Here is a 24,529-nt window from a genome sequence, read left to right as displayed (position 1 = left end):
CCATTTAATTATGTTTACCAACACTCTAGGCTATGTATTCACCTAGAAACGAATCGCACATTTCGGGTCGCTACAGCAAGCACTTGGTTGATGAGTCGAAAACATCGACCACAATTCGTTTATCTTTACTTGCTATCAAGCATTTTTACACTGCTTGTTTAGCAGAAAAATTGGTCAAGGAAAACCCTGTTTTGGGAGTGAAAGCACCAAAGGACAAGCGTGAGGTTGGTGGCACAATTAATTATTTGAGATTGGAGGAGCTACAACAGTTAATTGACAGTATTTTACCTATCTATAAAATACGCGGGGAGAATATTCTCAAAGTACAGGTATTGCGCGATCGCATTTTACTCGGTTGTATGGCACTCCAAGGTTGTCGCAGTATTGAAATATATCGAGCTAATCTAGGTGATCTTAGCGAATCGGGCGGTCAGTATTATCTTAAGCTGGATGGTAAAAACAGTATCCGAACTGTTATTTTACGCTCTGACTTGGGATCAGAAATAGCTCAGTATCGTCAAGCTCGCATGAAAACCAAAGAGAAGCTAACCCCAACCTCGCCCTTATTTATCTCCTTATCAAATCGTCGTTACGGTCAACGCTTATCTAGAAGCGGGATTGGTCATGTCGTTGATAGTTACCTAGAAAAATGTGGTTTGAAGCATAGTGATCTAGAACGAAGTCTTTCTCCCCATAGCCTACGTCACACCGCAGGTACTTTGAGTCTTCAAAATGGTTCTTCTTTACGAGAGGTTCAAGATTTTTTGGGACATAGCGATCCTAAAACTACTGCTGTTTATACTCATGTTCTTAACTCGACTTTATCCATTTTGAGAAAAAATTGAAGTCGAACAAAGATACATTATCTTTAAGTGTATTGTTGGACTTGAAGCATGAGTTGGAATTTACCCGTTGAAATTATCGGTGTTATATTACCTTTTTCTGAATTATTCTCTAAAAAGGTTTGGAATTATGTTCAGCTCATGCTGATTGGTGCAATTCTGACAACAGGAAAACGAACGGTAACTTCAATACTAGAAGTCATGGGATTGGCTTTTGAGCCTAAGTTTCAGAATTATCATCGAGTGTTAAACCGTGCAGTGTGGTCAAATCTCCAAGCTAGCAAAATACTATTAACGACTTTAGTAATGACATTTATTCCTTGTGGAACAATAGTTTGTGGGCTGGACGATACGATAGAACGGCGAAAAGGCAAGAACATAAAAGCTAAAGGTATTTATCGCGACCCAGTAAGGTCAAGTCATGGTCATTTTGTCAAAGTTAGTGGTTTGCGTTGGCTATCAATGATGTTGTTAGTTGAAATTCCTTGGGCAAAAAAGATTTGGGGGTTACCATTTCTGACAGCTCTAGCTCCATCTCAACGTTACTATCAACAGCAACAACATCGACACAAAAAACTAACTGATTGGGCAAGACAGATGATTTTTCAAGTTAGACGATGGGTTCCAAATCGAAATTTGGTGATTGTTGGAGATAGCAGTTTTGCCTGCCTGGAATTACTTTCATCCATCAGTCAAGTTGCTTCTACGTTCATGATTACTCGTCTACGCTTAGATGCGGCACTTTATGAACCTACCCCGTCAAGACTTCCAGGTACGATGGGTCGTCCTCGCCTCAAAGGAAAAAGATTACCTAACTTGGCACAAGTTTTAATTGATGCGGATACAGATTGGTCAAAAATCACACTTAATTATTGGTATGGAGAAGCAAATCGTCCAGTCGAAGTTACTACTGGGGTAGCTGTCTGGTATCACACTGGGCTACCTGTCGTTCCAATACGCTGGGTGATAGTGCGTGACCCTTTCAACCGATTTAGACCTCAAGCTTTATTGTCTACAAATCAAGTGCATTCAGCCCAACAAATTCTTGAATGGTTTACGCGTCGTTGGCAAATAGAAGTAACTTTTGAAGAAGTTAGAAAACACTTAGGTCTAGAAACTCAACGTCAATGGTCAGATTTGGCGATCGCACGGACTACTCCTCTGATTTTGGGATTATTTTCGCTCGTCACTCTTTTGGCTCATCATTTGCAAGACCATTTTATTTGGACTATTAGGCAAAAAAGTTGGTACGTTAAATCATTGCCAACCTTTTCTGATGCTCTTGCTCTAGTGCGCCGATTTTTCTGGGCTAGCACTTTTTCCATGTCATCCAAATCTACTGACATGATAAAAGTCCCTCGTCCTCTATTCGACCGTTTGAGGGATATTGCTATTTATGCTGCTTAATTGGATAAAGTCGAGCTTAATTGCCAAGAGAATAATCCCGCCTCAAAAATTGAGATTGATTTTTAGCTACGCTAATTCAATAGTAATCTCTGTTTTGGAGTATTTTCACATTTTAAGAGCTTTTAGACTAAGAGTCAAAATTAAACAATGACCTTTGCTACCAATTCCAAAAATTAATATGCTGCTTGGATATTTGGGTATTAATCGTTATTGCTGCTATATAGTTAGCTGCGGGAATACAAAAATACATTGACCAATCACTAACAGCGTCGATATTTCCTCTGATGGCTAACAATTTAGCATAATTAGCCCGATCAAGAGATAATTCAATGTCAGTTAAGAAACTTGATAATCCTGTGCCGAGCGCTTTAAGGTATGCTTCTTTTGCTGTCCAAAGTTGGAAAAATGCTTTCTGTCGTTCTTCGTCAGCTAAATTAGCCATTAACTGAAATTCTTGATGAGTAAAAAAACGTTTAGCAAGTTCAGTTGCATTTTCCATTTCTCGTAGAAATTCGATATCTACTCCAATTAGATGATGATTGGTAAATCCGTACAAAGCATAATCCAGCGAATGAGAAACATTAAACTGTAGAAAACTATTGTCCATTGATGCAGCTAATTGAGGTTTACCGCGATCGCCATATTCAAACTCTAAATTTTCAGGGCTTATTCGGAGATAATTTCCTAATAATTGGCGTAAAATACCTCTAGAAGCAATAAATCTTCTTTTGTGTTCTAGGAAGTGAAATTTGTTTGCTCTGGCTACTTCATCGGTTGATAGTAAAGTATTTAATTGGTGAATTTTTGCCGTAGGTAAATCTAAATTGGCACGCCATATGTGAACCCGATCATTAGCTAACTCAAAGTTATACGGCGGTTTTTGCCAGATCGTATTTGGCTTATTGTTATCGTCCATTTCTGGGAACTCAATGAGTAAACTGAAACATGATCATTTTCGATTTTAAAAATTGCTCTAGGCGGTAATTCTGCCGTCTTCTAATTCCACAATGCGATCTGCTACGTCTAAGATACGATTATCATGGGTAACGATGAGAATTGTACAGCCTTGTTCTCTAGCTAACTCCTGCATTAACTTCACAATATTGCGACCAGATTTGCTGTCGAGAGCTGCGGTAGGTTCGTCTGCCAGCACCATTTTAGGATGAGAGACTAAAGCGCGGGCGATCGCTACTCTCTGTTTTTGACCTCCAGAAAGATTGTGAGGATAATAGTTAACGTGCTCTCCTAAGCCTACTGATTACTAATAGAGCGATCGCCCTCTGTTTGACCTCTGGCGCATCAATTCCCTGATGTAGTTCCAGTGACATCTGTACATTTTGCCTAGCTGTTAAAGATTCTAGTAAGTTATGTGCTTGAAAAATATAGCCAATATTTCTTCTAATCTGAACCAGCTTTTTTTTGCTGGCACCAAATAATTCCTCACCAAAAACTTTGAGACTTCCCAACTGTGCAGAACGCAAACCACCCATCAGAGTTAAGAGAGTAGTTTTACCAGAGCCAGATGGTCCTTTTAAAATAATTACTTCTCCAGAATTGAGAGTTAGATCGATCTCAAATAAAATTTGTTTCTTCAATTTACCTTCGCCGAAGAAATGACTGAGGTTTTCAATTTCAACGACTCGATCAATTGTTGATTGCTGATTATTCATCGATTGAGTAAAAATTATTGTGAACTTATTTATTGATGAAGATTGATTTTATTAGCAATCGCGCGTAACTCGCGATTGAGAAACTGTAACAAAGTAGATTGATTTGAATTAATAAAAAAATGATCTCCCTGAAACATCTGCAACGAAAAATTAGCATTTGTTTGTTCTCGCCAAGCTTCTAAATCATCACAAGCAATTTCCAAATCTTGTAAGCCACCTAAAACAGTAATCGGAGAGTTGAGGCGAGGTTTAGGAGTATAAACATAAGTTTCGATAGCGGTAAAATCTGCTCTCAAGACAGGCAAAAATAGCTCCATCAATTCAGTATTTTCCAGTACTTCTCTTGGCGTACCGTTAAGTCTGCCTAATTCATTGAGAAATATAGGTTCGCTTAGATGATGAATCGGTGGTTTAGATCCTGGAACTTGAGGCGCACGACGACCTGAAATAAATAAATGTACTGGGCTTAAATTGTAATCCTCGCGAAGTAGGTGAGCTAACTCAAAGCTAACTAATCCACCCATACTATGACCAAAAAAGGCAAATGGTTTGTCTAGATATGGAAGCAAGGCACAGGCAAGTTCTTTAATCAGAGGTTCTAGCCGATTAAACGGACGCTCTGAAAGTCGGCATCCATGTCCTGGTAGCTCAATCGGACAGATTTCAACGTCAGAGGTTAGGCTTGTTGACCATGAAGAAAAAGTCGATGCTCCACCGCCTGCGTATGGGAAACAAAACAGTAGCAGCTTGGCATTGGGATTAAGCCTTGAGTGTCTAATCCAAGAGTTGATAGTTTGTGTATTGGTCATTGTTTAATTAAGTTAAATAGAAAGGGAGCTTCTGCTCTTTTATGGGCGATCGCTTCGCTAGCACTGAACTAAGCGGCACTTGTCCTTGTCCCGTTGAGGACTTGTCCTTATCCCGTTGAGGATAAATCGAGAGCATCGCTTTTTTGTGTGAATCCAAAAGTTTGAAAGTAAAAGTATCTATAAATAGAAATACTTTGCTGTCATGCTTACATTTAGCAAAAGAATATCTTGGTCGGAGACGACGCTATGTCGTTATACTTTTCGACTTTGAAGTCGAGGTACTTTAGAGTTGCCTCAGCTTGTGGGATCTATTTGTTGAATTGTTGAAAAAATCTACAGTTATTATACGATCCTTTCAGTATTATACTAAAGTAGCGATCAGCTTTGCTGGTGCGCGGAGCGCAATCGCAACTGAGAAGTCAGTCTGCCACTCAAAGTAATTATCTTGTTATAGCTTTTCAGAAAAATTTTGATATATCCATCTAACCAAAAAGCTGGATATACGCTTTGTAGTTTTAAATTAGGTTTCACACAGTTATGGAAAATAGAACTTCAGCGAAGATTATTTCTACTACTATCAAAAATAATTCTCTTGAAATAACAAATACCACAAAAACAAAGCAAAACGACAGAACAGCAATCAGCAGGAGTTCTAAAACTAAGAGTCTTGAGTTGCTGCCATTAGAAATAGATAATTTTCAAGACAATAGCGATCGCATTTGCCATAACTGGCTTAAAGCTCACAAAACTGAATCTTTATGTCCTAAAAATGTTCAAGGATACACAAAGATTGTAATTTTATTGCAAAACATAGTTGAATTAATTGCCAGAATTAAAACAACTATTCAATGCGCTCAGTTACAAAAACAAATGGTTTCTGAAACAGTAGGTAATATTGTATCGAATTGCTTGGATATTGAACCAGAGCACGTTACTCCTACGGCAAATTTAGCCAACGATCTTGGAATGGACTCTTTGTCATGGCAGGAATTACTAATAACTTTAGAGGAGAGATTTGCTATACAAATTTCTGACGAGATCGCTGGGACATTAGTAACTGTACAAGAACTTATCGAGCGTGTAGTATTAATAATCCAAGCTAAAAACAAGCAATCTCTTCAACTACAGCTTTAATTAATATTTCATCGATATGATCTTTTAATATTTTATTAAAACGCATTTTTTAGTTACTGCTTTTAATTGGTAAAGAAACTGTAAATTCTGTATATTCACCTTCAGTTGAATCAACTAAAATTTCTCCTTTGTGCATTCCTATAATAATTTGATGGACAAAAAATAGACCTAACCCCGTTCCTTCTAGTGCTGGCTTAGTTGTCCAAAAAGGCTCGAAGATCTTAGAAATAGTGTTTTCAGCTATGCCTTCTCCGTTATCTCGAATTTTAATTTCTATCCGATTGAATAAATTGCGAGTTTGTATAATTATAGTGGGGATATAATTATCTTTGTTTTTGTTTTGTTTACTTAAAACTGTGTAGTAAGCATTCTCTAAAAAATTAATCAAGGCTTTTTCAATTTCTTGAGCAACTATTTCTATTCGCTCTACTGAAGTATCAAAATTAGTCACCAATTTCACTGGACATTCTCGCTCTGTTCCTTGATATTGTCTGGCAACTGATTGGAGTACTTTGTTAATTAAACTATTGAGATCGGTTAAGCTTGTCGCTAATTGTTCTTGTCGAAAATAAGATAATACATCTTGAATAATTTGATTTATGCGAATAACTTGATTTTGAGAGTCAGTAAGTTTTTCTTCTAGATTAAATATGATTTCTTCGTTATTCTGAAATATTTCTTCGATAATGTCTTCAAAAATTAATCTATTTTCTTCAATAATCTGTTCTAATTGTCGAAGGAAAATAAGAGAAGAGGAGATGTTGATGTCAATTAAACTAAGAGGGTTTTTGATTTGATGGGCAATTCTTCCACTTAATGTTCCTAAAGAAGCTTGCTTTTCTTTGATAATTAATTGTTGTTGAAATTGATGTAGTTTTTTAAAAGATTCTTCTAATTTTGCAGTTCGCTCGGCTACTTTGAATTCAAGACTCTTTTTGGCTTCTAATAATTGAATAATATAAATACTCCCAATAATCATCACGGCAGCAACTCCAATACCAAACAAAGTTGGTACTATGGGAATCCAGTATCCTTTTAAAAATAGTAAGTAACTAATAATAATCAAAATAACTGCTTCTATTGCTGATAAACTTAAGATAGGTATAATTATCTTAAAAGGATTATTGCGTTTTTGCTGCTGGCATCCCCAAATAGCAACTGTGACTATCCAAAAAACCAGCCACAAATATTCTTTTGACTCTGACCAAACATGAAGCAAAGGTCGCTCTTCTAAAACAGCACTAATTATTTGACTGGCTAGGTTAGCTTGTATTTCAACTCCCGCCATAGTGATAGGTGTCGTTCCCAGGGCCTGGCTACAAGGGGTAGTAAAATAATCTTTAACACTAGTAGCTTGATTACCAACTAAAACAATACGTCCTTGAAATAAGTTTTTGGGAATGCGATCGCTTAAAACTTCACTAACCGATATTTGTGGGAAACTAGACTTACAAGATCGCCAATTAAGGAGAATTTGATAGCCGTTATCATCAGTGTTTACATAACCACCATCATTAGCTTGAAAGGGTAAAAATACTGTATTTTTCAACTTTAGCCAACCTGATTCTGTAGTTACAGGCTGAATACCTTCAGTTGATAAATAATTTAAAGCTACAGCTAGTCCTAAACTAGGAATAGAAGATTTAGGCGAACCATCGGCAATGGGAAATAGGTTTCCTCTACGAACTACGCCGTCGTCGTCAACAACTAGATCGGCAGCACTCACTTGTCCTAATTCTTTTAGTACTGAGGGAGGATTGACACTGGGATATGCTTCTGAATCAGTTATTTTGGCAATGCCAATTAAGTTAGGAGTAGAACGAAAAAAATTTAGTAAGTTAGAGTAAGCTTGTTGATTTTCTTCTGGTTTTTTGTTGATTGAAGGGACGGGAAAATCTCGAAAAATATCTAAACCAATTACCCTTGGTTTTTGTTGTTTAATTTTTTCTAAAAGATTAGTGAAAATCTCATCAGAAAGAGGATATTCTTTGAGAGAATTAATATCGCTTTCAGAAATATTAACTAAAACAATTCTAGCATCGCTAGATTCTGGCAAGCGATGAAGAAAGAAAAAGTCTAGTGCTTTCCATTCTAAAAGTTGAAGAACGCCTGATAAGCGCAATAATATAACTAACAGACAGCTTAATAAGATAGTTATAGTTACGCCACGCCAACTTTTTTCTAGTCTTTGCAGTCGCCAGAACAATAAACTACCTCATCAAATTTCTAATAACTTATTTTATCTTTTAACCTTGTCTCTTAGATGGTTAAACCAATTTGCGATAATAATTGTTTAAAGTAGGACATAGAATCTACCTCATTTTTTCCTTTATAGCTATAGTAGACCGCATCATACCAAATTCCGTTATTAGCTAAAATTATCGCTTTTTCAGTTTCACTATTAGCTTCAGCTAGTTTTTGCGCTAACTCTGGCTTCAAAGGAACTCTTTTGATAACAGCTCGAATATACCAATTTTCGGCGGGACGACTGGGATTACAGATAACCTCCAAGTTCCAGACATATTCTTTGCCAACATCTAAACTAACAGTTTGTGGAATTGACACTGATAAAATTCCCGCTCGCTTGACGGCAATATCTGACTTCCATAGTGGCTCGATTACGCCAGGTTCGATCAAGCTGAAGCGAACTGGTAAATTGGGTACGGATTTAACCGAGAATAAAAAATCTGGGTGAGTTGATATAGTTGTTGGTGTGTGGTTGATAGGAATTAAAGAGGTTATATCCACGGATTTACCACGGCATCCTCTTGAACCTGAAGCTGTCGCTTTTTGCTGTTTTTGGTCTTTAGCTGGTGGGACGTAACCATAATTGGTTTGGCTGCTTTGAGCTAATTTGTCAAAATTGCTGAAAAACAATATAAGCAAGCCGAATGTAAGTCCGAATAAAAGCGTTACTATTTTACTCGCAGAAGACATCATAAGTAAGGGAAAAAGTTAAAGTAACCGCTATTTAAACTATTTAAATGAAATTATGAATGTATCAATTAAAAACATATCATTAATTCGAGGTTACTTATTTAAACTTTATGTAACACTAGTATTAACTTTAGAACTAACTAATTCCTCCATCGCACGAGCCAAAGAAGTACCGACAGCTAGAGAAATGCTTAACCAGGCACAAAACTATTACCTTCAGGGAGATTACGATCGCGCGATTTCATTATTAAACGAGCTACTTAAAACACCTCAACAGATAGATTCCGTTACTATTGACAGTAATTTAGCAGAAATTTACCGTCACCTCGGTCAATATAACCAGGCGATCGCTCATTGGAAGACAGCAATTGAATCAATCGAAACTAAAAATGACGAAGTTCAAAAGCCCAAATTAATTGCTCTTAAGATAGATTTGGCAACAGCTTACACTCATTTAGGGCAAACTAGTCTGGCAATTCCTTTACTAGAAGAAGCCATTAGTTTGGCTAAACAGGAGCAAAAACCAGAAATTGAAGGGGCAGCACGAAAAGCCTTGGGTGATGCAGAGAGAGTAGCTGGAGAATACGATCGCGCAATTACTGCTTATACTACTAGTTTGAATAGAACGCAGGATTACGAATCAATTGTCAAGATTTTTAACGGGCTTGTGGAGGTGTATCAACTTCGCCGCCAACAAAATCTTGGCTTCGCTGAAGGAGCGAAACTTGAGAAAAACCAAGGTTTATTTATTAAATATAATCAATTAGCGACTACAGATCGAGTCAAGGCGATTGAATATGCCAAACGTGCAGTAGCAGTCGCGGCAGATAAGAACCTCACCAGTCTGGCTACTGTCCGTGCTTTACTGAATTGGCAACGTTTATTGCCTAAAAGAGAAACCACGATTAGTTTTAAGCGAATATCTTCTCTTCTCGCACGCTTACCAGCATCGCGTTCCAAGGTTTATCTGTTAATCGAACTAGCAGAGTTAGAGCAACCTGAAGCTATTGAGATTTTGAGTCAAGCAGTAAAAACTGCCTCTGGACTTGGAGATAAACGCGCTTTATCTTTTGCTCTAGGAGGTTTAGGAAATACTTATGAAAAAAGGGGAGATTTAAAGCAAGCTCTTTTCTGGACTCAAAAGGCGCAGCTAGCCGCTCAAGAGGTGTTTGCTACCGACAGTCTCTATCAATGGCAGTGGCAAGCAGCAAGACTTTATCAGGTAATGGGTGCTGATGATTCAGCTAGAGATGCTTATCAAGGAGCGATCGCTTCAGTTCAGAGTATTCGCAATGACTTGCTCAATGCCGAAAAACAATTACAGTTAGATATTCGCTCTCAAGTTGAACCTATTTATCGAGAGTATCTTGGCTTGTTGTTAAAGAGTGGTGACAAGGCTCAGATCACTGAAGCACTTAATACTGCCGATCTACTGCAACTTTCTCAACTACAAAGTTATTTTGAGGATGATTGTCTAGAAATTAAGTCTGGCTCTCAAATAAATAAAGCATTTACTCGTTCAGATACTGTAATTATTCGTTCGATTATTTTAGAAGATAAAACTTATTTAATTCTAAGACTGCCAAATGGAACTGTTAAAAGTTATCCAGTGAAAATTAAGGCAAAACAGTTAGAAACGCAGATTGACAACTGGCGGTATTTATTAGAAGAACTTTCTAGCGAGCGTTATTTAGCTTTATCTCAGTCTCTTTATAATTTGCTAATTCGTCCACTGGCAAAGGATTTAGAAGCGATCGCCCCTTCCAAGATAGTTTTTATTAATGATGGTGAACTACGCAATGTACCAATGGCAGCACTCCACGACGGGCAAAAGTTCTTAATTGAAAAATATGCCATTAGTTATTCACTAGGACTTAATTCTCAGGGTAGACGTAAAAACAAAATAGATAATTATAAAACTTTAGCTTTTGGTCTAACAGTTCCCAAAAATGGGTTTCCAGCTTTAATTAATGTTCGACAAGAAATTAACGATATAGCCAAATTCGTAGATGAACGCCAATTTTTGGATCGGGAATTTACTCAAGAAAATTTTCAGCAACAATTAGATAAAGGTTATCCTATCGTTCATCTTGCTACTCATGCACGATTTGGAGGGAGTACTGAAAGTGCTTTCATCCAAGCTTTTGACCGAGAAATCTCACTGACTGAGCTAGAATCAATTTTAACTAGTTTACAACAACCAATCGAACTTTTGGTTTTGAGTGCTTGTCAAACGGCTGCTGGTAATGACCGTTCTCTTCTAGGGTTGGCGGGAATAGCAGCTCGTGCTGGTATAGATACTGTAGTCGGAAGCTTGTGGTCGGTTAATGATGCTCAAACTGTGAGCTTGATGGAAGATTTTTATAAGTATTTAGCTCAAGAAAGTCTGAATGAATCAGAAGCTTTAAGAGCTGCACAATTAGAACAGATCGATCTACCTCTAGGACATCCTGGAATTTGGAGTAGTTTTGTAGTTATTAGATAGAGATATTCCTCTGTTGGATGAATTACAGACTTTTATCAGTATTTGCAGAATAATGTAATTATTACTTTTTTAACTCTTATGAGAGCAATTAAAGCACAACTTCCCGTACAGCAACAGATTAAATTAGTTATGAAGCGATTATGCTTTTCTGTGTTTTGTTGGTTGACAATTATCCCAGCCAACGCAGAGGCGCAAATTGCTCCTGATGGTACACTACCTACTGTAGTTGAAGAACAAGAGAACATGGAAAAAATAACTGGTGGAGAAAGAGAAGGAAACAATCTTTTCCATAGCTTTGAGGAGTTTTCTGTTCCTGAAGGCGTAGAAGCAATTTTCGAGAATGGTTTAGATGTAGAGAATATTTTTACCCGCATTACAGGAGAATCTGCTTCGACAATCAATGGTATTTTAAGAACTCAAGGAGGAGCAAACTTTTTCTTGGTAAATCCTAATGGTATTGTTTTTGGAGAGAATGCCCAGTTAGATGTAGGCGGCTCATTTATTGCTACTAGTGCTAATACTATTCAATTTTCCGATGGTACAGAGTTTATTGCCTCTGATGCTGAAGCCAAACCAGTTCTAACGGTAAGTGTGCCGATTGGATTGGGTTTTAGTGGTGATTCAGGTGCGATTACGGTAAATGGTAAAGGCAATCAAATAGTGTCCGCCTCTAGTACATCACAAGTGAAATTTAAACAAAGACCCACAGGGATTTCTGTACCAGAAAACCAAACATTTGCTCTAATAGGAAATGGAGTTAATTTAAATGAAGGTGTAATTACTACTTCAGGTGGGCAAATTTACTTAAACAGCCTAGATTCAGGCTCAGTAAGCATTAGCCCAACTGAAAGTGGACTAACTTTAAAGAGTGATAATACAACTGAATATCAAGACATTAATCTAGACCAAAAATCTCTAATTGATGCAAGTAGTACAGAAACAGGACAAATTTCTCTTACTGGCAAGAATATAAATCTTGCCAATTCATCTTTCATCATTTATCAAAACCAAGGTAATTCATCTGGTGGTTCATTAAATATCAATGCCACAGAATCTCTATCTCTTTCAGGCGCATCATCCGATCTTGGTAATGATATTCGTTCAGAAGCGTTGGATAGAGGAAAAGGAGCTAATATAAATATTTCTGCAAAAGACCTATTGCTTCAAGATGGCGCAAGAATTAGAACAAATTCATTTAATGATGCTTTAGGTGGTGATATCGACATTAAGGTTTCTGATTCAATCCAATTATCTAGCAGTAGTATTATCGCTACTACTTTTGCAGAAGGAAATGGGGGAAATATCAATTTATCGGCTTCTGAGCTTCGATTAAAAAATGCAGGGATAACTTCTTCGACTTTCGGAGATGGAGATGGAGGATTATTAAACGTTAATGCTGATTTAATTGAGATTGCTGGAAGTACTGCGACGGATAGAGCTAGTATAGCAACAACTTCTTTTGCTTCTGGAAATGTTGGCAATGTGACGCTCAATACTACACAATTACGCGTAATAGATGGAGCATCATTATCCTCATCTTCTTTTGCCTCTGGAGATGCTGGTAATTTAACCATAAATGCTTCTGAATCAATAGAAGTCAGTGGAAGAACTAATAATTCTATAACGAGCAGTAACCCTCAGAGTATTATTAGATCGGCAATTCAATCAGCTACCCCTCAAGGTAGAAAGGCACTAGGACTACCTGAAGTACCAAGTGGTAATGGAGGAAACCTGATTATTAACACCCCTTTGTTGGAGGTATCTCAAGAAGGAGTTATTAGCGTAGAAAATCAGGGTTCAGGAAACGCAGGAACACTAAATATTACTGCCGATAACTTAAACTTAGAAGAGGCTGGAAGCATAACGGCTGCTACTTTATCTGGAACAGGCGGTAATATAACTCTTAACACCCAAAATCTAGAAATAGATACTGATAGCGAGATTACAGCAACAGCAGAAAACAATGGAGATGGTGGTAATGTAACTATCAACACTACTAGCCTAATCGCAAAAAAAAACAATCAAGTAACGGCTAACGCCTTTGGAGGCAGGGGAGGTAATATCGACATCGAAGCCCAAGGTGTGTTTTTATTTGACTCCCCTGACAACATTTTTTCTGCCAGTTCAAAATTAGGAATTGATGGCACAGTGAATATCAACACGACAACTAATTTCCAAAACTCCTTTGAGTCGATTAGCCCCGAATTTATCGTGGCAGAAGAAGCACTCCAAGGCAGTTGTTTTGCCCATCGTAACTCTCGACAGGGCAGTTTTGTTTATGGAGGAGCAGGGGGATTACCTGTTAGTCCCTCTTCAGCAATAGACGAAGAATCAAGCTTTAGTTCTCAACTGCCAGAGGTGCAACCCAACTCACAGACATCTCGCTCTTCTGATTTAGGTGGTGAAGATAACTCCGCTGCTGCCGAAACAGTAATCTATTCAGCACAAACTGCTCAGAAATGGCAAGTAGGAGAGCCGATTATTGAACCTACTAATCTGATTAAAACAGCAGATGGACGCTTGCTCTGGGTAAGAAAACAGGTGGATAATGCTTCATCATTGGTTTGTCAGTGAGAAAAAAACTTTAAAACTTCAATGGCACTACCTGAATAGAGAAATTGAAACCATCAGATTGTAGAGAACCTGTTTGCGACTCAACGTCGATTAAAGGAATACCGTAATAAGACTGTATTGAGAGGGTTTCTCCTAATTCCCAGTTAATTCCCAATCCAAGACTAGCAAGTGTAGAAGGATTTTCCTGTTCTTCCTCATCACTCCAAATAGTACCTGCATCAAAGAAAGGAGCTAGCTGAATCAAACCAATTCCATCAGGAGCTCGAATCAGAGGCATCTGCAATTCAACCGACCCCAAAATGCCATTGTCGCCAATTCTCTGATTTTGTTCGTAACCTCGAACACTTCCCAAACCTCCAAGGGCAAATTGCTCAATAGACAAGAGAGAATCAGGTGTAATTTGAGTAGCTAGCCTAGTAATTATTAAGGCATCACGCTCATTGTTTAAAGATCTTAACCACTGAAATTGACCCAGCCAACTTAAAAATTGACCATCAGTATCAGTATTATCAACGGTAGCGTCAAAAGCATCAATTCCCCAACTAAATTGCGAAGAAGTAGCTAAAACGTCATTGCTCGAACGAGAGAGCCATTCTTGAGTAAAACGCAGTGCCGTTACCTTTGATTCTCCAGACTCCCCAAGACGCTCTGGTTCAAAAGAAACCGAGTCTTCGTTCAAAAAAGTTTCGCTTTCTCGTAAATCCAGGGTAAGAGAAAGTGCCAATTCACTCTCGGGGCTTTTAATTATTGGTTGTCGCAACCCCAAGGAAAAAGAACGTGATTCTGCTTTGATATCGAGATCGGAAAAAGCCGTTCTCGTAATTTCACTATTATTGTTTCTATAGCTCACCAATAAATTACCATCACGAGCATTAATTGGCATCGAGTAACTTAAGCTATATCTATCTAATCCTTTTGTAAGACCATACTCAGCCACAAGGCGATCGCCAAATCCGAAGAGGTTTTGATCGGCGATCGCTGCTGTAGCTCTGTATTCTCCAATGTTGGGAGATTCATCATTAGCTACACTGAGTTGAGTAGTAACACTCGGAGCTTCTGCTAGTTCTAATCGCAGGATGCTTAATCCTGGGGCTGAACCACTAATTAATTGAGCATCGACTGAATCAATTAATGAATTTTGCTGTAGCAGTTGAATTGCTTTTTCTAGGTTACGTATATTCAGGGGTTTATCGGCAGCAAGTTTTAGACGCGACTCAACATAATTCTTGTTTAACCTCTTTAGCCCACTCATTTCAATGCTTTCTAATTCACCTTCTATCACTTGAATGCGTACTACACCGTCAGAACTGTCCTGGACGGGAAAAAATGCCCCAGAGGTTGTGTAGCCTTTCTTAATATACAAGTTGGTAATAGCAGTACGAAGTTGAAGGATTTGCTCTAAATTTATTTCTTGACCAACTAGGGGTGTGGTTAAGGTTTTTAGTTCTGCTGGTTTAAGAATAGAACTACCATTTATTTCTACCCGTTTTACTTTAAAAGTTGGTAGCGGAGGTGGTGAAGAAGTTTGTGCTGAGGCTCTAGGATTACAGTTAACGAACAAAAATATTAAGATTAATATACAATTTCTTATTCGACAAAATTGCCTCACTGTAAAACCTATCTTTGAATTTCTGTTTGATTATTTTACTCGGTTATTCACTATACTGTATATGTAAGCTAAATCACATTAACGTTTGACGAGCGACCCCGCGTTATGCGTAGCGGTATCCTTTAGGACGCCGAAAGGCGCAAACGCCAGTTCCTTCAACGGGTCACAGACCCGCAACGGACTGGCTTGGGAACGCGCGAGTTTGACAAAATAGTCAATCTATGTATTATTAAATTCTCTCGAACTCCAACTTTTTGCTTGTCTGGCGATCGCGGAGTAATTCACCTTCTGCCATCTGCCTTAAAACTTCTGCTCTTAATTGACTTTTTCTATTCCTTCTAATTAAATTTGTATTCTATCAATTATGTCTCTAAAAATATTAATTGCTGATGATGAAATCAAAGCTAATAAAGTCGTCCAAAAAAGTTATAAGAAGCAAATTAATAATCTACTAGATTTCGCAGGCGATGGTCGAGAAGCTTTGGAAATAATTGAAGCAAATCAATCTTCTCATGCTCTGGTTTTGGTAGATTTAAAAATGTCTCCTATGGGGGGAATAGAGTTAATAAATTCTTTAACCGAAAAAAACTTACCTATTAAAATTATTGCTATATCTGCCTATGCTACTCAAGATGAAGTCAATCAATATTTTGAAAATAACGAAAGAGTTTTAGCTTTTTTAGAGAAACCTTTTGATATTAAAAAATTAAATGAAATTATTCAGCAGAACTTTCCTCTAGATTCATCAACTCCAGATTTTGATTATTCTCAGCTTGACTCGGAAACTTCTGTTTTTATTCGCGAGCAAACTGAAGAAATTCGAGGGTTGATGCGGCGAACTGCTCAAGGAATTGTAGATATTGGGCAAAAACTGCTGGATATTAAGGAAAAATTAGGACATGGCAACTTTTTAAATTGGCTTAAAAAAGAATTTGATTGGAGTGAGCTTACCGCTCAACGGTTTATGCAGGTAGCAAGACAATTTGAATCCCACAATTTGTTGGATTTGGAAATTGCTCCATCCGCTCTCTATATATTATCTGCTCCTTCAACTACAGATTCAGTGAGAGAAGAGGCTCTTTCACGGGCTCAATCAGGAGAAAATATTACTTATAAAGCTGCTAAAGAAATTAAAGAAAAATATCAGCCAACTAGTAAAGTAAAAAAAGATGAAGAAAACAAGAAAGTAGAACCAGAAACTCAATCGGTGTCTGACGTACGGAGTTCTCTTTTAGATAGACCCCGTACCAGAGCGATCGAGTCATTACCCAAACAAGAGATTCTGGCTGTTATTCCCAAGCAAACAACTGATAATGCAAAAGCAGTTGTTTGCCGAGGTTCATGGCATCAATTGGGAGAACATTTGTTGTACTGTGGAGAGCCGAATTCACCACAATTTAAGCAGCGATTGCCCAAGGAAATAGCTCTGAATATTGCTTTTTCTCCTACTCCAGATTGGCAGCTAGCTACTCCTGTTAAAGCTAATTCAGAAATTGCTTTTTTCAGCCAATATCAAGATGTAGATTTGGCGAGCTTTAAGAAAATGATTCAATCGGCTTTGGAGATATATACTGAAGAAAAAGAATCTGTTGTGTTTTCTTTTTTGCCTGAACCAGAACTGCTGATGGTAGCTCATCAACTTGGTTGTCACTGTTTTGTTGCTGAGCCTGGTGTAGAGGAATGTGAAGCTATCATTGATAGATGGAAGAGGTTAGGGCGTTAACAATGATCAATCTTCGGCATTTCTGCCAGAGCTAATACTCTCATTATCCATGTAGTCTAAGGTCTTTAGAAGCAAGACCTGGATTTATCGTGCTTTGAAAACAGAAATCTGGAGAAGATGCTTGGAAAGAAACATCAAAATAGAACTTTTTGGCTTCTTTCATCCTCGACCTGGCTTTGATATTTAATACTTCCTCTCAACGATACTCTAAACCCCCAACCAGTAGGCTACACTATTTTGCAATCGAACTTAATTACGGTATTACAGTTGCAGCGGTTCGGAGAAAAGTTCTCCTAATTTTTTTTCTCGCCTAATCTTATTATGATCAAATCGATTGTTCCCAAATACTACGCCATCGCGTTGTAAGAATGGGCTTTGCATAACTCGGAGTATTGAGAGAAAAACTTAAGTTTTTCCTCCTCATTCAAAAACCATTACTCCTTCAAAGTTCCTCGCTTTAGGCGCTGTATCATCCTATTAACAGTATTTAATACATTTTCATCTTCTGCTCCGCTGTCAAAGGAATAATTGCCTTGATCCTACATTCAGCAGGTTTCTTAACAGAGGAAATAATATTTTTGACAGGCTGAACCGAGGAAGCGCAAAATATGTTTTTGTGAATCGTTCAACTTAATCGACCACTTTCGACCATCCACCCAAACCAAATGAACGGACTGAAAACATTGCAGCACCCATCGCAGTGTTGGTCGCTCTGTAGGCTTACCCCGTTGATTGGGAATGGTTTCGATGGCTTCGGCTAAAGAGGAGCGAAGTTGTCGTTGACCAATGCTGTAGACCAGCAAACATAAGCCCATAATCATGGCTAAAGCAGCAACTCGTTGAGGCAACTTGACAAACAAGCGAGAGGCAAAAAAGAGGGGATCTTTGAGGAATCGAAAGCCCCGTTCACAGGACTGCTGATTTTTGTATTCTTGCAGAATCGTCTCATTCGACCACAGCTGAGCGTCGAGCAAGTTAGTCGCCAAAATGAATCGTCCTGCTTGATTTCGCAGCAGGGCAACCGCAGCTTCATCAAGGACTAAAATCGCTTGAAGATGATAAGTGTAACGTTGCGGTGACTCTCCTTTGCGGGGACGACCTGGCTTATCATAGTGAGGCTTCAATTGCACCTCAATGTCAGTCAAGCGATGATACTTAAGCTTTTTGGCCAAGAATTTGGCGGCATCTAAGGCATCAGTCTCACAAGCGAAGGGATGACCACTCAGGTCTTGAAGTGCTCTAGCTTGTTTAGTTTTCGCCTTAGCAATACGCTTGTCTAATTGTTTGAGGTCAGCTTGTTGGCGAGACTTGCTTTGCACTATCAACCATCGCTGCCCAACTCCCGCGTAAGTGCTACCAACTTCGGCTATGGCGTAGTTGTCATTGTGACTGATGGCAAACATTGCTGGCGGTAGAGTCTGCATCAACCATTGTGCCTCGGCTATGGTGGCAGGGACACGGCTAATCCAAGGAGTCTTTCCTAAAGCTGCTAAATTCTCTTCGCTGTAGAGGGCTGCATCAGCCACATAGACTTCCGGTTCAGATGCTTTCCATTGCTGCTGAAATTCGGCGATTACTTCAGTAAATACTGCTTGGTCACTATCGTTACCATTACCTACTCGCAAGTACAATGGAACATCGCCATCTCCACTGGTTATTAGGGCCAGAGTAAACTGCTTGAGATCTGGTCGATAGTCTCTCGAATAGCCGTGGGTAATCTCAATCGGGACTAGTTCGCTCTTCTCTTCCGTCTCTGGCTGGTTATTGAGGTATTCCCCCTGTACACACATGCTACTGCCATCAAGATGAGCTTGTTTAATGCTGACTCCGAATCGTTTTACTGCTACGAGGTGCTACGAGGTGCTACGAGGTGCTACGAGGGAGATCTCCATAAACACAGAGGTTAATCCTTTCTTATAGAGCTGGTCGAGCACCAGGGCAAACGCATCTAAATCTTAGAAATGATAAATTAATTCGAGAGCAAAAAGTAATTTGTTAGGAGAGAATGAAACTTAGACCAAAAATCACTCTCATTGACCATTTTTCTGGGTTGACTGACCCCAGAGTAGAACGCACCAAAGAACATAAACTGATTGATATCCTTACTATTGCCATCTGTGGGATGATTTCTGGAGCGGATAATTGGGTAGCAATGGAGCAATACGGGAACTCGAAAGAAGAATGGTTAAAGCAGTTCTTAGAATTGCCGAATGGCATACCCTCTCATGACACCATCGGCAGAGTATTTGCGCGAATTGACCCAAATGAATTTGAACAGTGTTTTCGTGATTGGGTCAAAGAAATAGCTCAATTACTACCTGGGGAGACAATTAGCATTGATGGCAAAACCCTGAAACATTCTGGCTCAAAGGGAATTGGGAAAAAGGCGATTCATTTAGTCAATGCTTGGGCATCAGAACAAAGATTAGTTTTGGGTCAGACAAAAGTACATGATAAATCGAATGAAATCACAGCGATTCCTGAATTAATCAAAGTGTTGGAATTATCTGGTTGCCTGGTAACGATTGATGCGATGGGTACTCAAACTGATATTGCTCAACTAATTCAGGATGCAGGTGCAGATTATTGTCTGGCTCTCAAAGGCAATCATAAACATCTTCATCAAGATGTTATTCAACTTTTTACTCAAGCCCAATCTAAAGATTGGTCAGGAATCGAACACAGTTTTTATCGCACTATTGAGAAGGGTCACGGACGCACTGAAATTCGCCGTTATTGGACAATGCCAACTTCAGAATTGGTGGTCGGTTTTGAGCGATGGGCAGTACTCCAAAGCATTGGTTTAGTTGAGTCTGTGCGTAAGATTGGGCAAGAAACAACAATTTCCAAACGTTACTATCTTAATAGTTTTGCTTTTGATGCTCAAGTTTTTGCTCATGCTGTCCGTAGTCATTGGGGTATTGAGAATAGTCTGCATTGGATTTTGGATGTGGCTTTGGCTGAAGATGATTGTCCAATTTACTCTGACTATGCTCCTGAAAATTTAGCCCGATTACGGAAAATATCTCTCAATCTTCTTTCTCAAGAAAAAACTGCCAAAATAGGTGTGGCGAATAAAAGGCTTAAGGCTGCTTGGGACAACAATTATCTGGCGAAAGTTTTGGGTATTTAAGAAACAGAACTACACCAACTTTGGTATATCTGTTCTACTTGTTTGAGGTCAAAACGATGCTTGGACTGCCGAAGAATCTTGTTTATTGCCTTTCTATGTTGTATTTAAGGTTATTTTGGCTTGTATCAACTTACCTGAGAAGTTGATTTTATTCAATTCATTCTAACTGCTTTTTACTTCTAATTTTAGATGCGTTCGCCCTGTGGTAATAGCTGGTTTTAGCAATGCTTCGATTTGATTAGCTATAATCTTGTCTTCCAACATCGGGCGTTGAGTTTTCTTGGCATGGTCTCGGTTAAGTTTTTTACTTTTATTCATAGAGATTAAAATCGCTCAATTGCTTATCAATTGTAAGTTTCACTCGATTTTTCTTTTCTCTTGACTTTGTTCTGATTTTCTTAACTTGTTACCAATGTTGTATTATTTGATCGCCTGTCTTTATTCTCGCTTATTTCACAACAGGTCTAATATAATTTTGCTCAGTTAGCAAAATTATATTAAACTGCTTTATAGAACCCATTTGAAATCTCTGTCTGTAACTATAGGCATCTGGGAAAAATTGTCACATTAAATGTTTCAAAACAGCTAAAAACAAGCGTTTGGAGGAAATTTACATTGGATTTGAAAAGTCGCACTAACCTTCTATTTAGGCTTATTTAACGGAGAAAATATCGGAACCCACCACATAATTCTTGTCAAAGATGGTGGCTCAGACGACACAGAGAATTTAATCCACCTACACGAAGCGTGTCATAAGCAGGAACACAGTAAAATCAAGTTCAAGCTATTTAAAGAAAAAATCATGAAGCGTTCAAATCAAAATAATTTAAATTTTTCCTCACAAAAGCTATCAATTATTGAAGGAAAAGCATTACAGCAAGTTCCTAATGCTCCAAAGTGTTTGCTCGAAATCTTGCAACGAGCAGCTTTGACTAATAAAGAATTAGTTTACGTACAGCCCAGCGGAGAAGAAAAAACCCAATCTTACCAAGACTTACTTTTAGAGGCTCAACAGATTTTAGCAGGTTTAAGGAAGTTGGGTTTAAATTTGGGAGATAAAGTAATCTTACAAATAAACCATGCTCAAGATTTTATTCCCGCTTTTTGGGGGTGCATACTCGGTGGTTTCGTGCCAGTACCAATATCCATTGCTCCTACCTACACACAACAGAATAATACGGTTCAAAAACTGCACAATGCTTGGCAGATGTTAGAGCAACCTGTCATATTAACAAACATAGAACTAGCTGCTCAGATTTGTTCTTTGTCAAAGCTTTTGCATCTTGATAATTGGCAAGTAGAAACAGTAGAAGGTCTTAAAGACAATCAACCAGATCTCCAGATTCATCAAAGCCAACCCGATGATTTAGCCGTATTATTACTGACCTCTGGTAGTACAGGCATGCCAAAAGGAGTGATGTTAAGCCATCGCAACCTCTTAAGCATGTCGAGAGGTACAGTACAAATGAATGGTTTTGATAGCTCGTCAGTAACTTTAAATTGGATGCCGTTAGATCATGTAGGCGCAATTTCCTTTTTGGGAATTATGGCTGTAGATTTAGGCTGCCAGCAAATACATGTACCCACCAACTTAATCTTAAAAAATCCTCTTCGATGGTTAGACTTAATTGAACGTCATCGAGCTACCATTTCTTGGGCTCCCAACTTTGCTTTTTCTCTCATCAACGAGCGTTTACGAGAGATTCAACAGAGCAATTGGGATTTATCTTCAATGGTTTTCTTAGTCAATGCAGGAGAGCAAATAGTAGCCAAAACAGCCCGTAAATTTCTTAAATTATTAGGTCAGCATGGACTAGCTTCTACAGCGATTCATCCAGCATTTGGCATGTCTGAAACCTGTTCTGGAATAACTTGGTCTGATGGTTTTTCATTGGAAACTATCTCAGATGATACCTCCTTTGTAGAACTGGGACAACCTATTCCAGGAGCATCCCTTCGTATTGTAGATGAAAATAATCAAATTCTTACGAAAGGTCTAATAGGAAAGTTACAGTTTAAAGGAGCTTCAGTAACCAGTGGTTATTATCAAAATCCTGAGTACAACCGCAAGAGCTTTACCGAAGGGGGGTGGTTCGAAACAGGAGACTTAGGATATTTAGATGATGACGGTCGTTTAGTTATCACAGGGAGAAATAAAGACAATATCATTATTAATGGCATCAACTATTACAGCCATGAAATCGAATCAGTGATAGAAGAAATAGAAGAGATAGATATCTCGTATACAGCGGCTTGTGCGGTAAAAAAAACGGATAGTCAAGGCGATCAGTTAGCCATCTTTTTAAGCACGTCCATAACTGAGCAAGATTCGCTGCAACAATTGCTTAAGCAAGTTAGGAAAACGGTAGTTAGCAAAGTGGGTATCAACCCTAGATATATAATCCCAGTAAGTAAAGAAAATATTCCCAAAACAGCTATTGGAAAAATTCAGCGTTCTCAGTTAAGTAAACGCTTTGAAGCAGGGGAATTTGACTCAATTATTGCCTCAATAAAATCCTCAAATAAAGCTTCAGGTTCTATAATCCTGAAAACAGAGACTGAAGCTCAAATTACTCAGATATGGCAGGAATTATTGGGTTTGGAGGAAGTAGGACTTAAGGATAACTTTTTTGAACTAGGTGGACATTCGCTGTTATTGGTACAGGCTCAGGCCGAGTTAGAGCAAAGGTTTGATAAACAGATCTCAGTAGCAGATATGTTTATACATTCAAATGTAGAGGCTTTAGCCAAGTATCTCAGTGAAGATCGAAGCAAAGAGGGGACACCTCCCGAAGGACAACAAAGAGCCAAAATTCGTCAGCAGCAACGAGGGGCTTCTGGTCAGGTAGAGATAGCCGTAATCGGCATGTCCTGTCGTTTCCCAGGAGCAGATAATATAGAACAATTTTGGCAAAATTTACAAAATGGGGTAAGTTCTATTTCTTTTTTCTCCGAGGAAGACATAAGGGAATCAGGAATAGATCCCAAGGTTTTGCAAAATCCTAATTATGTTATGGCTAGCCCAATCATATCTAACACAGAACATTTTGACGCTAATTTCTTCGGTTGTAGTGCTAAGGAAGCAGAATTGATGGATCCCCAACAGCGTCTAATGTTGGAGTGTGCCTGGGAGAGTTTAGAAGATGCTGGTTACAATCCGTTAACTTACTCAGGAGCTATCGGCATTTATGCAGGAGCCAGTATGAACACTTATTTACTTAATAATATATATCCAAACCGCCATCGGCTGGATTCTCATGATGACCTGCGACAAATAAGCTTAGACTCCATGGGGGGTTTTCAAATGATGGTAGACAATGATAAAGACTATTTAACGACGAAGGTGTCATACAAGCTCAATCTAAGAGGACCTAGCGTTAATGTTCAAACTGCTTGTTCCACATCTCTAGTAGCCATCGACATAGCCAGCAAAAGTTTATTAAATGGCGAATGTGACATGTGCTTGGCGGGAGGAGTATCGGTGCAGGTGCCCCAAAAAAGTGGTCATTTATATCAAGAGGGGATGATTGTTAGTCCAGACGGTTATTGTCGAGCGTTTGATGCTGCAGCGCAGGGAACCATATTCGGCAGCGGTGGTGGACTTGTAGTGCTCAAGCGTTTAGAAGATGCACTAAGAGATAGAGATCGAGTTTATGCGGTGATCAAAGGATCGGCAATAAACAATGATGGTGGCATGAAAGTCGGCTACGCTGCTCCACAAGGCGAAGGGCAAGCATCAGCGGTTAGCGAAGCTATTACTATAGCTGGGATTGATCCCGAGACTATTGACTATGTAGAGGCCCACGGTACTGGTACAATTTTGGGAGATCCCGTTGAAGTAGGGGCTTTAACCAAAGCATTTCAAGGGTGGACAAACAAAAAGCAATACTGTGGAATTGGTTCGGTAAAATCGAATGTGGGTCATCTACAAATTGCTTCTGGGGTTGCGGGATTTATTAAAACGGTGTTGGCATTACATAAAAAGAGATTGCCACAAAGTCTTCACTATGAAAAACCTAATCCTAAGATTGAGTTTGCTAATAGTCCTTTCTATGTTTGCAAAACTTTATCTGAGTGGAAAAGTAATGGAAGTCTCCGTCGTGCTGGAGTAAATTCTTTAGGCATTGGTGGCACTAATGCCCATGTAATCTTAGAAGAAGCTCCAGAACAAGTGGTCGAAAGTCAGAAATCAGAACCGAAAAGCTC

15 protein-coding genes and 3 pseudogenes are annotated in these 24,529 nt (G+C 38.7%); 9 read left to right on the top strand and 9 right to left on the bottom strand.

Going from position 1 to position 24,529, the window contains the following annotated elements:
• The first annotated feature begins 32 nt into the window (after positions 1-32).
• Both C7B62_RS16800 and C7B62_RS16795 read left to right on the top strand, forming a co-directional pair.
• Complete coding sequence (locus tag C7B62_RS16800; protein ID WP_106239233.1) at positions 33-845, top strand: tyrosine-type recombinase/integrase; 813 nt, start codon at positions 33-35, stop codon at positions 843-845.
• Between the two features lie 48 nt (positions 846-893).
• A complete protein-coding gene (locus C7B62_RS16795; RefSeq protein WP_106239230.1) occupies positions 894-2,249 on the top strand; it encodes a transposase in 1,356 nt (451 codons plus the stop codon).
• A gap of 157 nt (positions 2,250-2,406) precedes the next feature.
• On the opposite strand, the gene C7B62_RS16790 is transcribed toward C7B62_RS16795, so the two are convergent.
• The 4 genes and pseudogenes from C7B62_RS16790 to C7B62_RS25775 form a co-directional block, all read right to left on the bottom strand.
• Entirely contained in the window at positions 2,407-3,165 is a 759-nt protein-coding gene (locus tag C7B62_RS16790; protein WP_106239227.1) for a 4'-phosphopantetheinyl transferase superfamily protein, read from the bottom strand.
• Between the two features lie 57 nt (positions 3,166-3,222).
• Positions 3,223-3,919, bottom strand: a pseudogene (locus C7B62_RS16785) (DevA family ABC transporter ATP-binding protein).
• 29 nt (positions 3,920-3,948) lie between these two features.
• Positions 3,949-4,728, bottom strand: coding sequence for a thioesterase II family protein (locus C7B62_RS16780; protein ID WP_106239223.1), 780 nt, complete (start codon positions 4,726-4,728; stop codon positions 3,949-3,951).
• Between the two features lie 7 nt (positions 4,729-4,735).
• Entirely contained in the window at positions 4,736-4,885 is a 150-nt protein-coding gene (locus tag C7B62_RS25775) for a hypothetical protein (protein ID WP_158260700.1), read from the bottom strand.
• A 380-nt stretch (positions 4,886-5,265) separates the two neighbouring features.
• On the opposite strand from C7B62_RS25775, the gene C7B62_RS26190 reads away from it, so the two are divergent.
• Positions 5,266-5,862 (top strand): acyl carrier protein, encoded by a 597-nt coding sequence (locus C7B62_RS26190; RefSeq protein ID WP_199194235.1) that lies wholly within the window; start codon positions 5,266-5,268, stop codon positions 5,860-5,862.
• 49 nt (positions 5,863-5,911) lie between these two features.
• Here C7B62_RS26190 and C7B62_RS16770 read toward each other — a convergent pair whose 3' ends face one another.
• Both C7B62_RS16770 and C7B62_RS16765 read right to left on the bottom strand, forming a co-directional pair.
• On the bottom strand, positions 5,912-8,068 hold the full coding sequence (locus tag C7B62_RS16770; RefSeq protein ID WP_106239219.1) for a CHASE2 domain-containing protein: 2,157 nt from the start codon (positions 8,066-8,068) through the stop codon (positions 5,912-5,914).
• A gap of 53 nt (positions 8,069-8,121) precedes the next feature.
• Entirely contained in the window at positions 8,122-8,739 is a 618-nt protein-coding gene (locus C7B62_RS16765; protein ID WP_158260699.1) for a DUF928 domain-containing protein, read from the bottom strand.
• A 115-nt stretch (positions 8,740-8,854) separates the two neighbouring features.
• Between C7B62_RS16765 and C7B62_RS16760 the strand changes: the two genes are divergently transcribed.
• Both C7B62_RS16760 and C7B62_RS16755 read left to right on the top strand, forming a co-directional pair.
• The gene (locus C7B62_RS16760; protein WP_106239212.1) at positions 8,855-11,284 is read left to right on the top strand and encodes a CHAT domain-containing protein; all 2,430 of its coding nucleotides are present in this window, start codon (positions 8,855-8,857) and stop codon (positions 11,282-11,284) included.
• Between the two features lie 78 nt (positions 11,285-11,362).
• A complete protein-coding gene (locus tag C7B62_RS16755) occupies positions 11,363-13,858 on the top strand; it encodes a filamentous hemagglutinin N-terminal domain-containing protein (RefSeq protein WP_106239209.1) in 2,496 nt (831 codons plus the stop codon).
• A gap of 10 nt (positions 13,859-13,868) precedes the next feature.
• Here the strand turns inward: C7B62_RS16755 and C7B62_RS16750 are convergent, their stop codons facing one another.
• Positions 13,869-15,419 (bottom strand): ShlB/FhaC/HecB family hemolysin secretion/activation protein, encoded by a 1,551-nt coding sequence (locus C7B62_RS16750; protein ID WP_146132125.1) that lies wholly within the window; start codon positions 15,417-15,419, stop codon positions 13,869-13,871.
• A 412-nt stretch (positions 15,420-15,831) separates the two neighbouring features.
• Here C7B62_RS16750 and C7B62_RS16745 point away from each other — a divergent pair, with 412 nt between their 5' ends.
• Positions 15,832-17,190, top strand: a complete 1,359-nt coding sequence (locus C7B62_RS16745; protein ID WP_106239202.1) for a response regulator — start codon at positions 15,832-15,834, stop codon at positions 17,188-17,190.
• A 557-nt stretch (positions 17,191-17,747) separates the two neighbouring features.
• Here C7B62_RS16745 and C7B62_RS16740 read toward each other — a convergent pair.
• Positions 17,748-19,022: pseudogene (locus tag C7B62_RS16740) on the bottom strand (IS1634 family transposase); the annotation flags it as partial.
• 173 nt (positions 19,023-19,195) lie between these two features.
• Between C7B62_RS16740 and C7B62_RS16735 the strand changes: the two are divergent.
• Positions 19,196-20,323, top strand: coding sequence for an ISAs1 family transposase (locus C7B62_RS16735; RefSeq protein ID WP_106239196.1), 1,128 nt, complete (start codon positions 19,196-19,198; stop codon positions 20,321-20,323).
• A 162-nt stretch (positions 20,324-20,485) separates the two neighbouring features.
• Here the strand turns inward: C7B62_RS16735 and C7B62_RS25770 are convergent, their stop codons facing one another.
• Positions 20,486-20,641 carry a hypothetical protein gene (locus tag C7B62_RS25770; RefSeq protein WP_158260698.1) on the bottom strand — a complete coding sequence of 52 codons (156 nt, stop codon included), beginning with the start codon at positions 20,639-20,641 and terminating at the stop codon, positions 20,486-20,488.
• Positions 20,642-20,993: 352 nt separating this feature from the next.
• On the opposite strand from C7B62_RS25770, the pseudogene C7B62_RS27175 reads away from it, so the two are divergent.
• Together C7B62_RS27175 and C7B62_RS16725 are read left to right on the top strand one after the other, a co-directional pair.
• Positions 20,994-21,083 (top strand): annotated as a pseudogene (locus C7B62_RS27175) (HNH endonuclease); the annotation flags it as partial.
• A 42-nt stretch (positions 21,084-21,125) separates the two neighbouring features.
• On the top strand, positions 21,126-24,529 hold a 3,404-nt coding region (locus C7B62_RS16725), incomplete at its 3' end, for a beta-ketoacyl synthase N-terminal-like domain-containing protein (protein ID WP_146132123.1).

This window comes from Pleurocapsa sp. CCALA 161, assembly GCF_003003995.1.
In the GTDB taxonomy this organism is placed as follows: domain Bacteria; phylum Cyanobacteriota; class Cyanobacteriia; order Cyanobacteriales; family Xenococcaceae; genus Waterburya.
This window is presented reverse-complemented; position numbering and strand designations above follow the sequence as displayed.

What these genes read in the sequence shown, in the direction of transcription:
- C7B62_RS16800 (WP_106239233.1), top strand. Translation starts at nt 33, where the DNA reads ATGTATTCACCTAGAAACGAATCGCACATTTCGGGTCGCTACAGCAAG.
- C7B62_RS16795 (WP_106239230.1), top strand. Translation starts at nt 894, where the DNA reads ATGAGTTGGAATTTACCCGTTGAAATTATCGGTGTTATATTACCTTTT.
- C7B62_RS16790 (WP_106239227.1), bottom strand. Translation starts at nt 3,165, where the DNA reads ATGGACGATAACAATAAGCCAAATACGATCTGGCAAAAACCGCCGTAT.
- C7B62_RS16780 (WP_106239223.1), bottom strand. Translation starts at nt 4,728, where the DNA reads ATGACCAATACACAAACTATCAACTCTTGGATTAGACACTCAAGGCTT.
- C7B62_RS26190 (WP_199194235.1), top strand. Translation starts at nt 5,266, where the DNA reads ATGGAAAATAGAACTTCAGCGAAGATTATTTCTACTACTATCAAAAAT.
- C7B62_RS16760 (WP_106239212.1), top strand. Translation starts at nt 8,855, where the DNA reads ATGAATGTATCAATTAAAAACATATCATTAATTCGAGGTTACTTATTT.
- C7B62_RS16755 (WP_106239209.1), top strand. Translation starts at nt 11,363, where the DNA reads ATGAGAGCAATTAAAGCACAACTTCCCGTACAGCAACAGATTAAATTA.
- C7B62_RS16745 (WP_106239202.1), top strand. Translation starts at nt 15,832, where the DNA reads ATGTCTCTAAAAATATTAATTGCTGATGATGAAATCAAAGCTAATAAA.
- C7B62_RS16735 (WP_106239196.1), top strand. Translation starts at nt 19,196, where the DNA reads ATGAAACTTAGACCAAAAATCACTCTCATTGACCATTTTTCTGGGTTG.
- C7B62_RS25770 (WP_158260698.1), bottom strand. Translation starts at nt 20,641, where the DNA reads ATGAATAAAAGTAAAAAACTTAACCGAGACCATGCCAAGAAAACTCAA.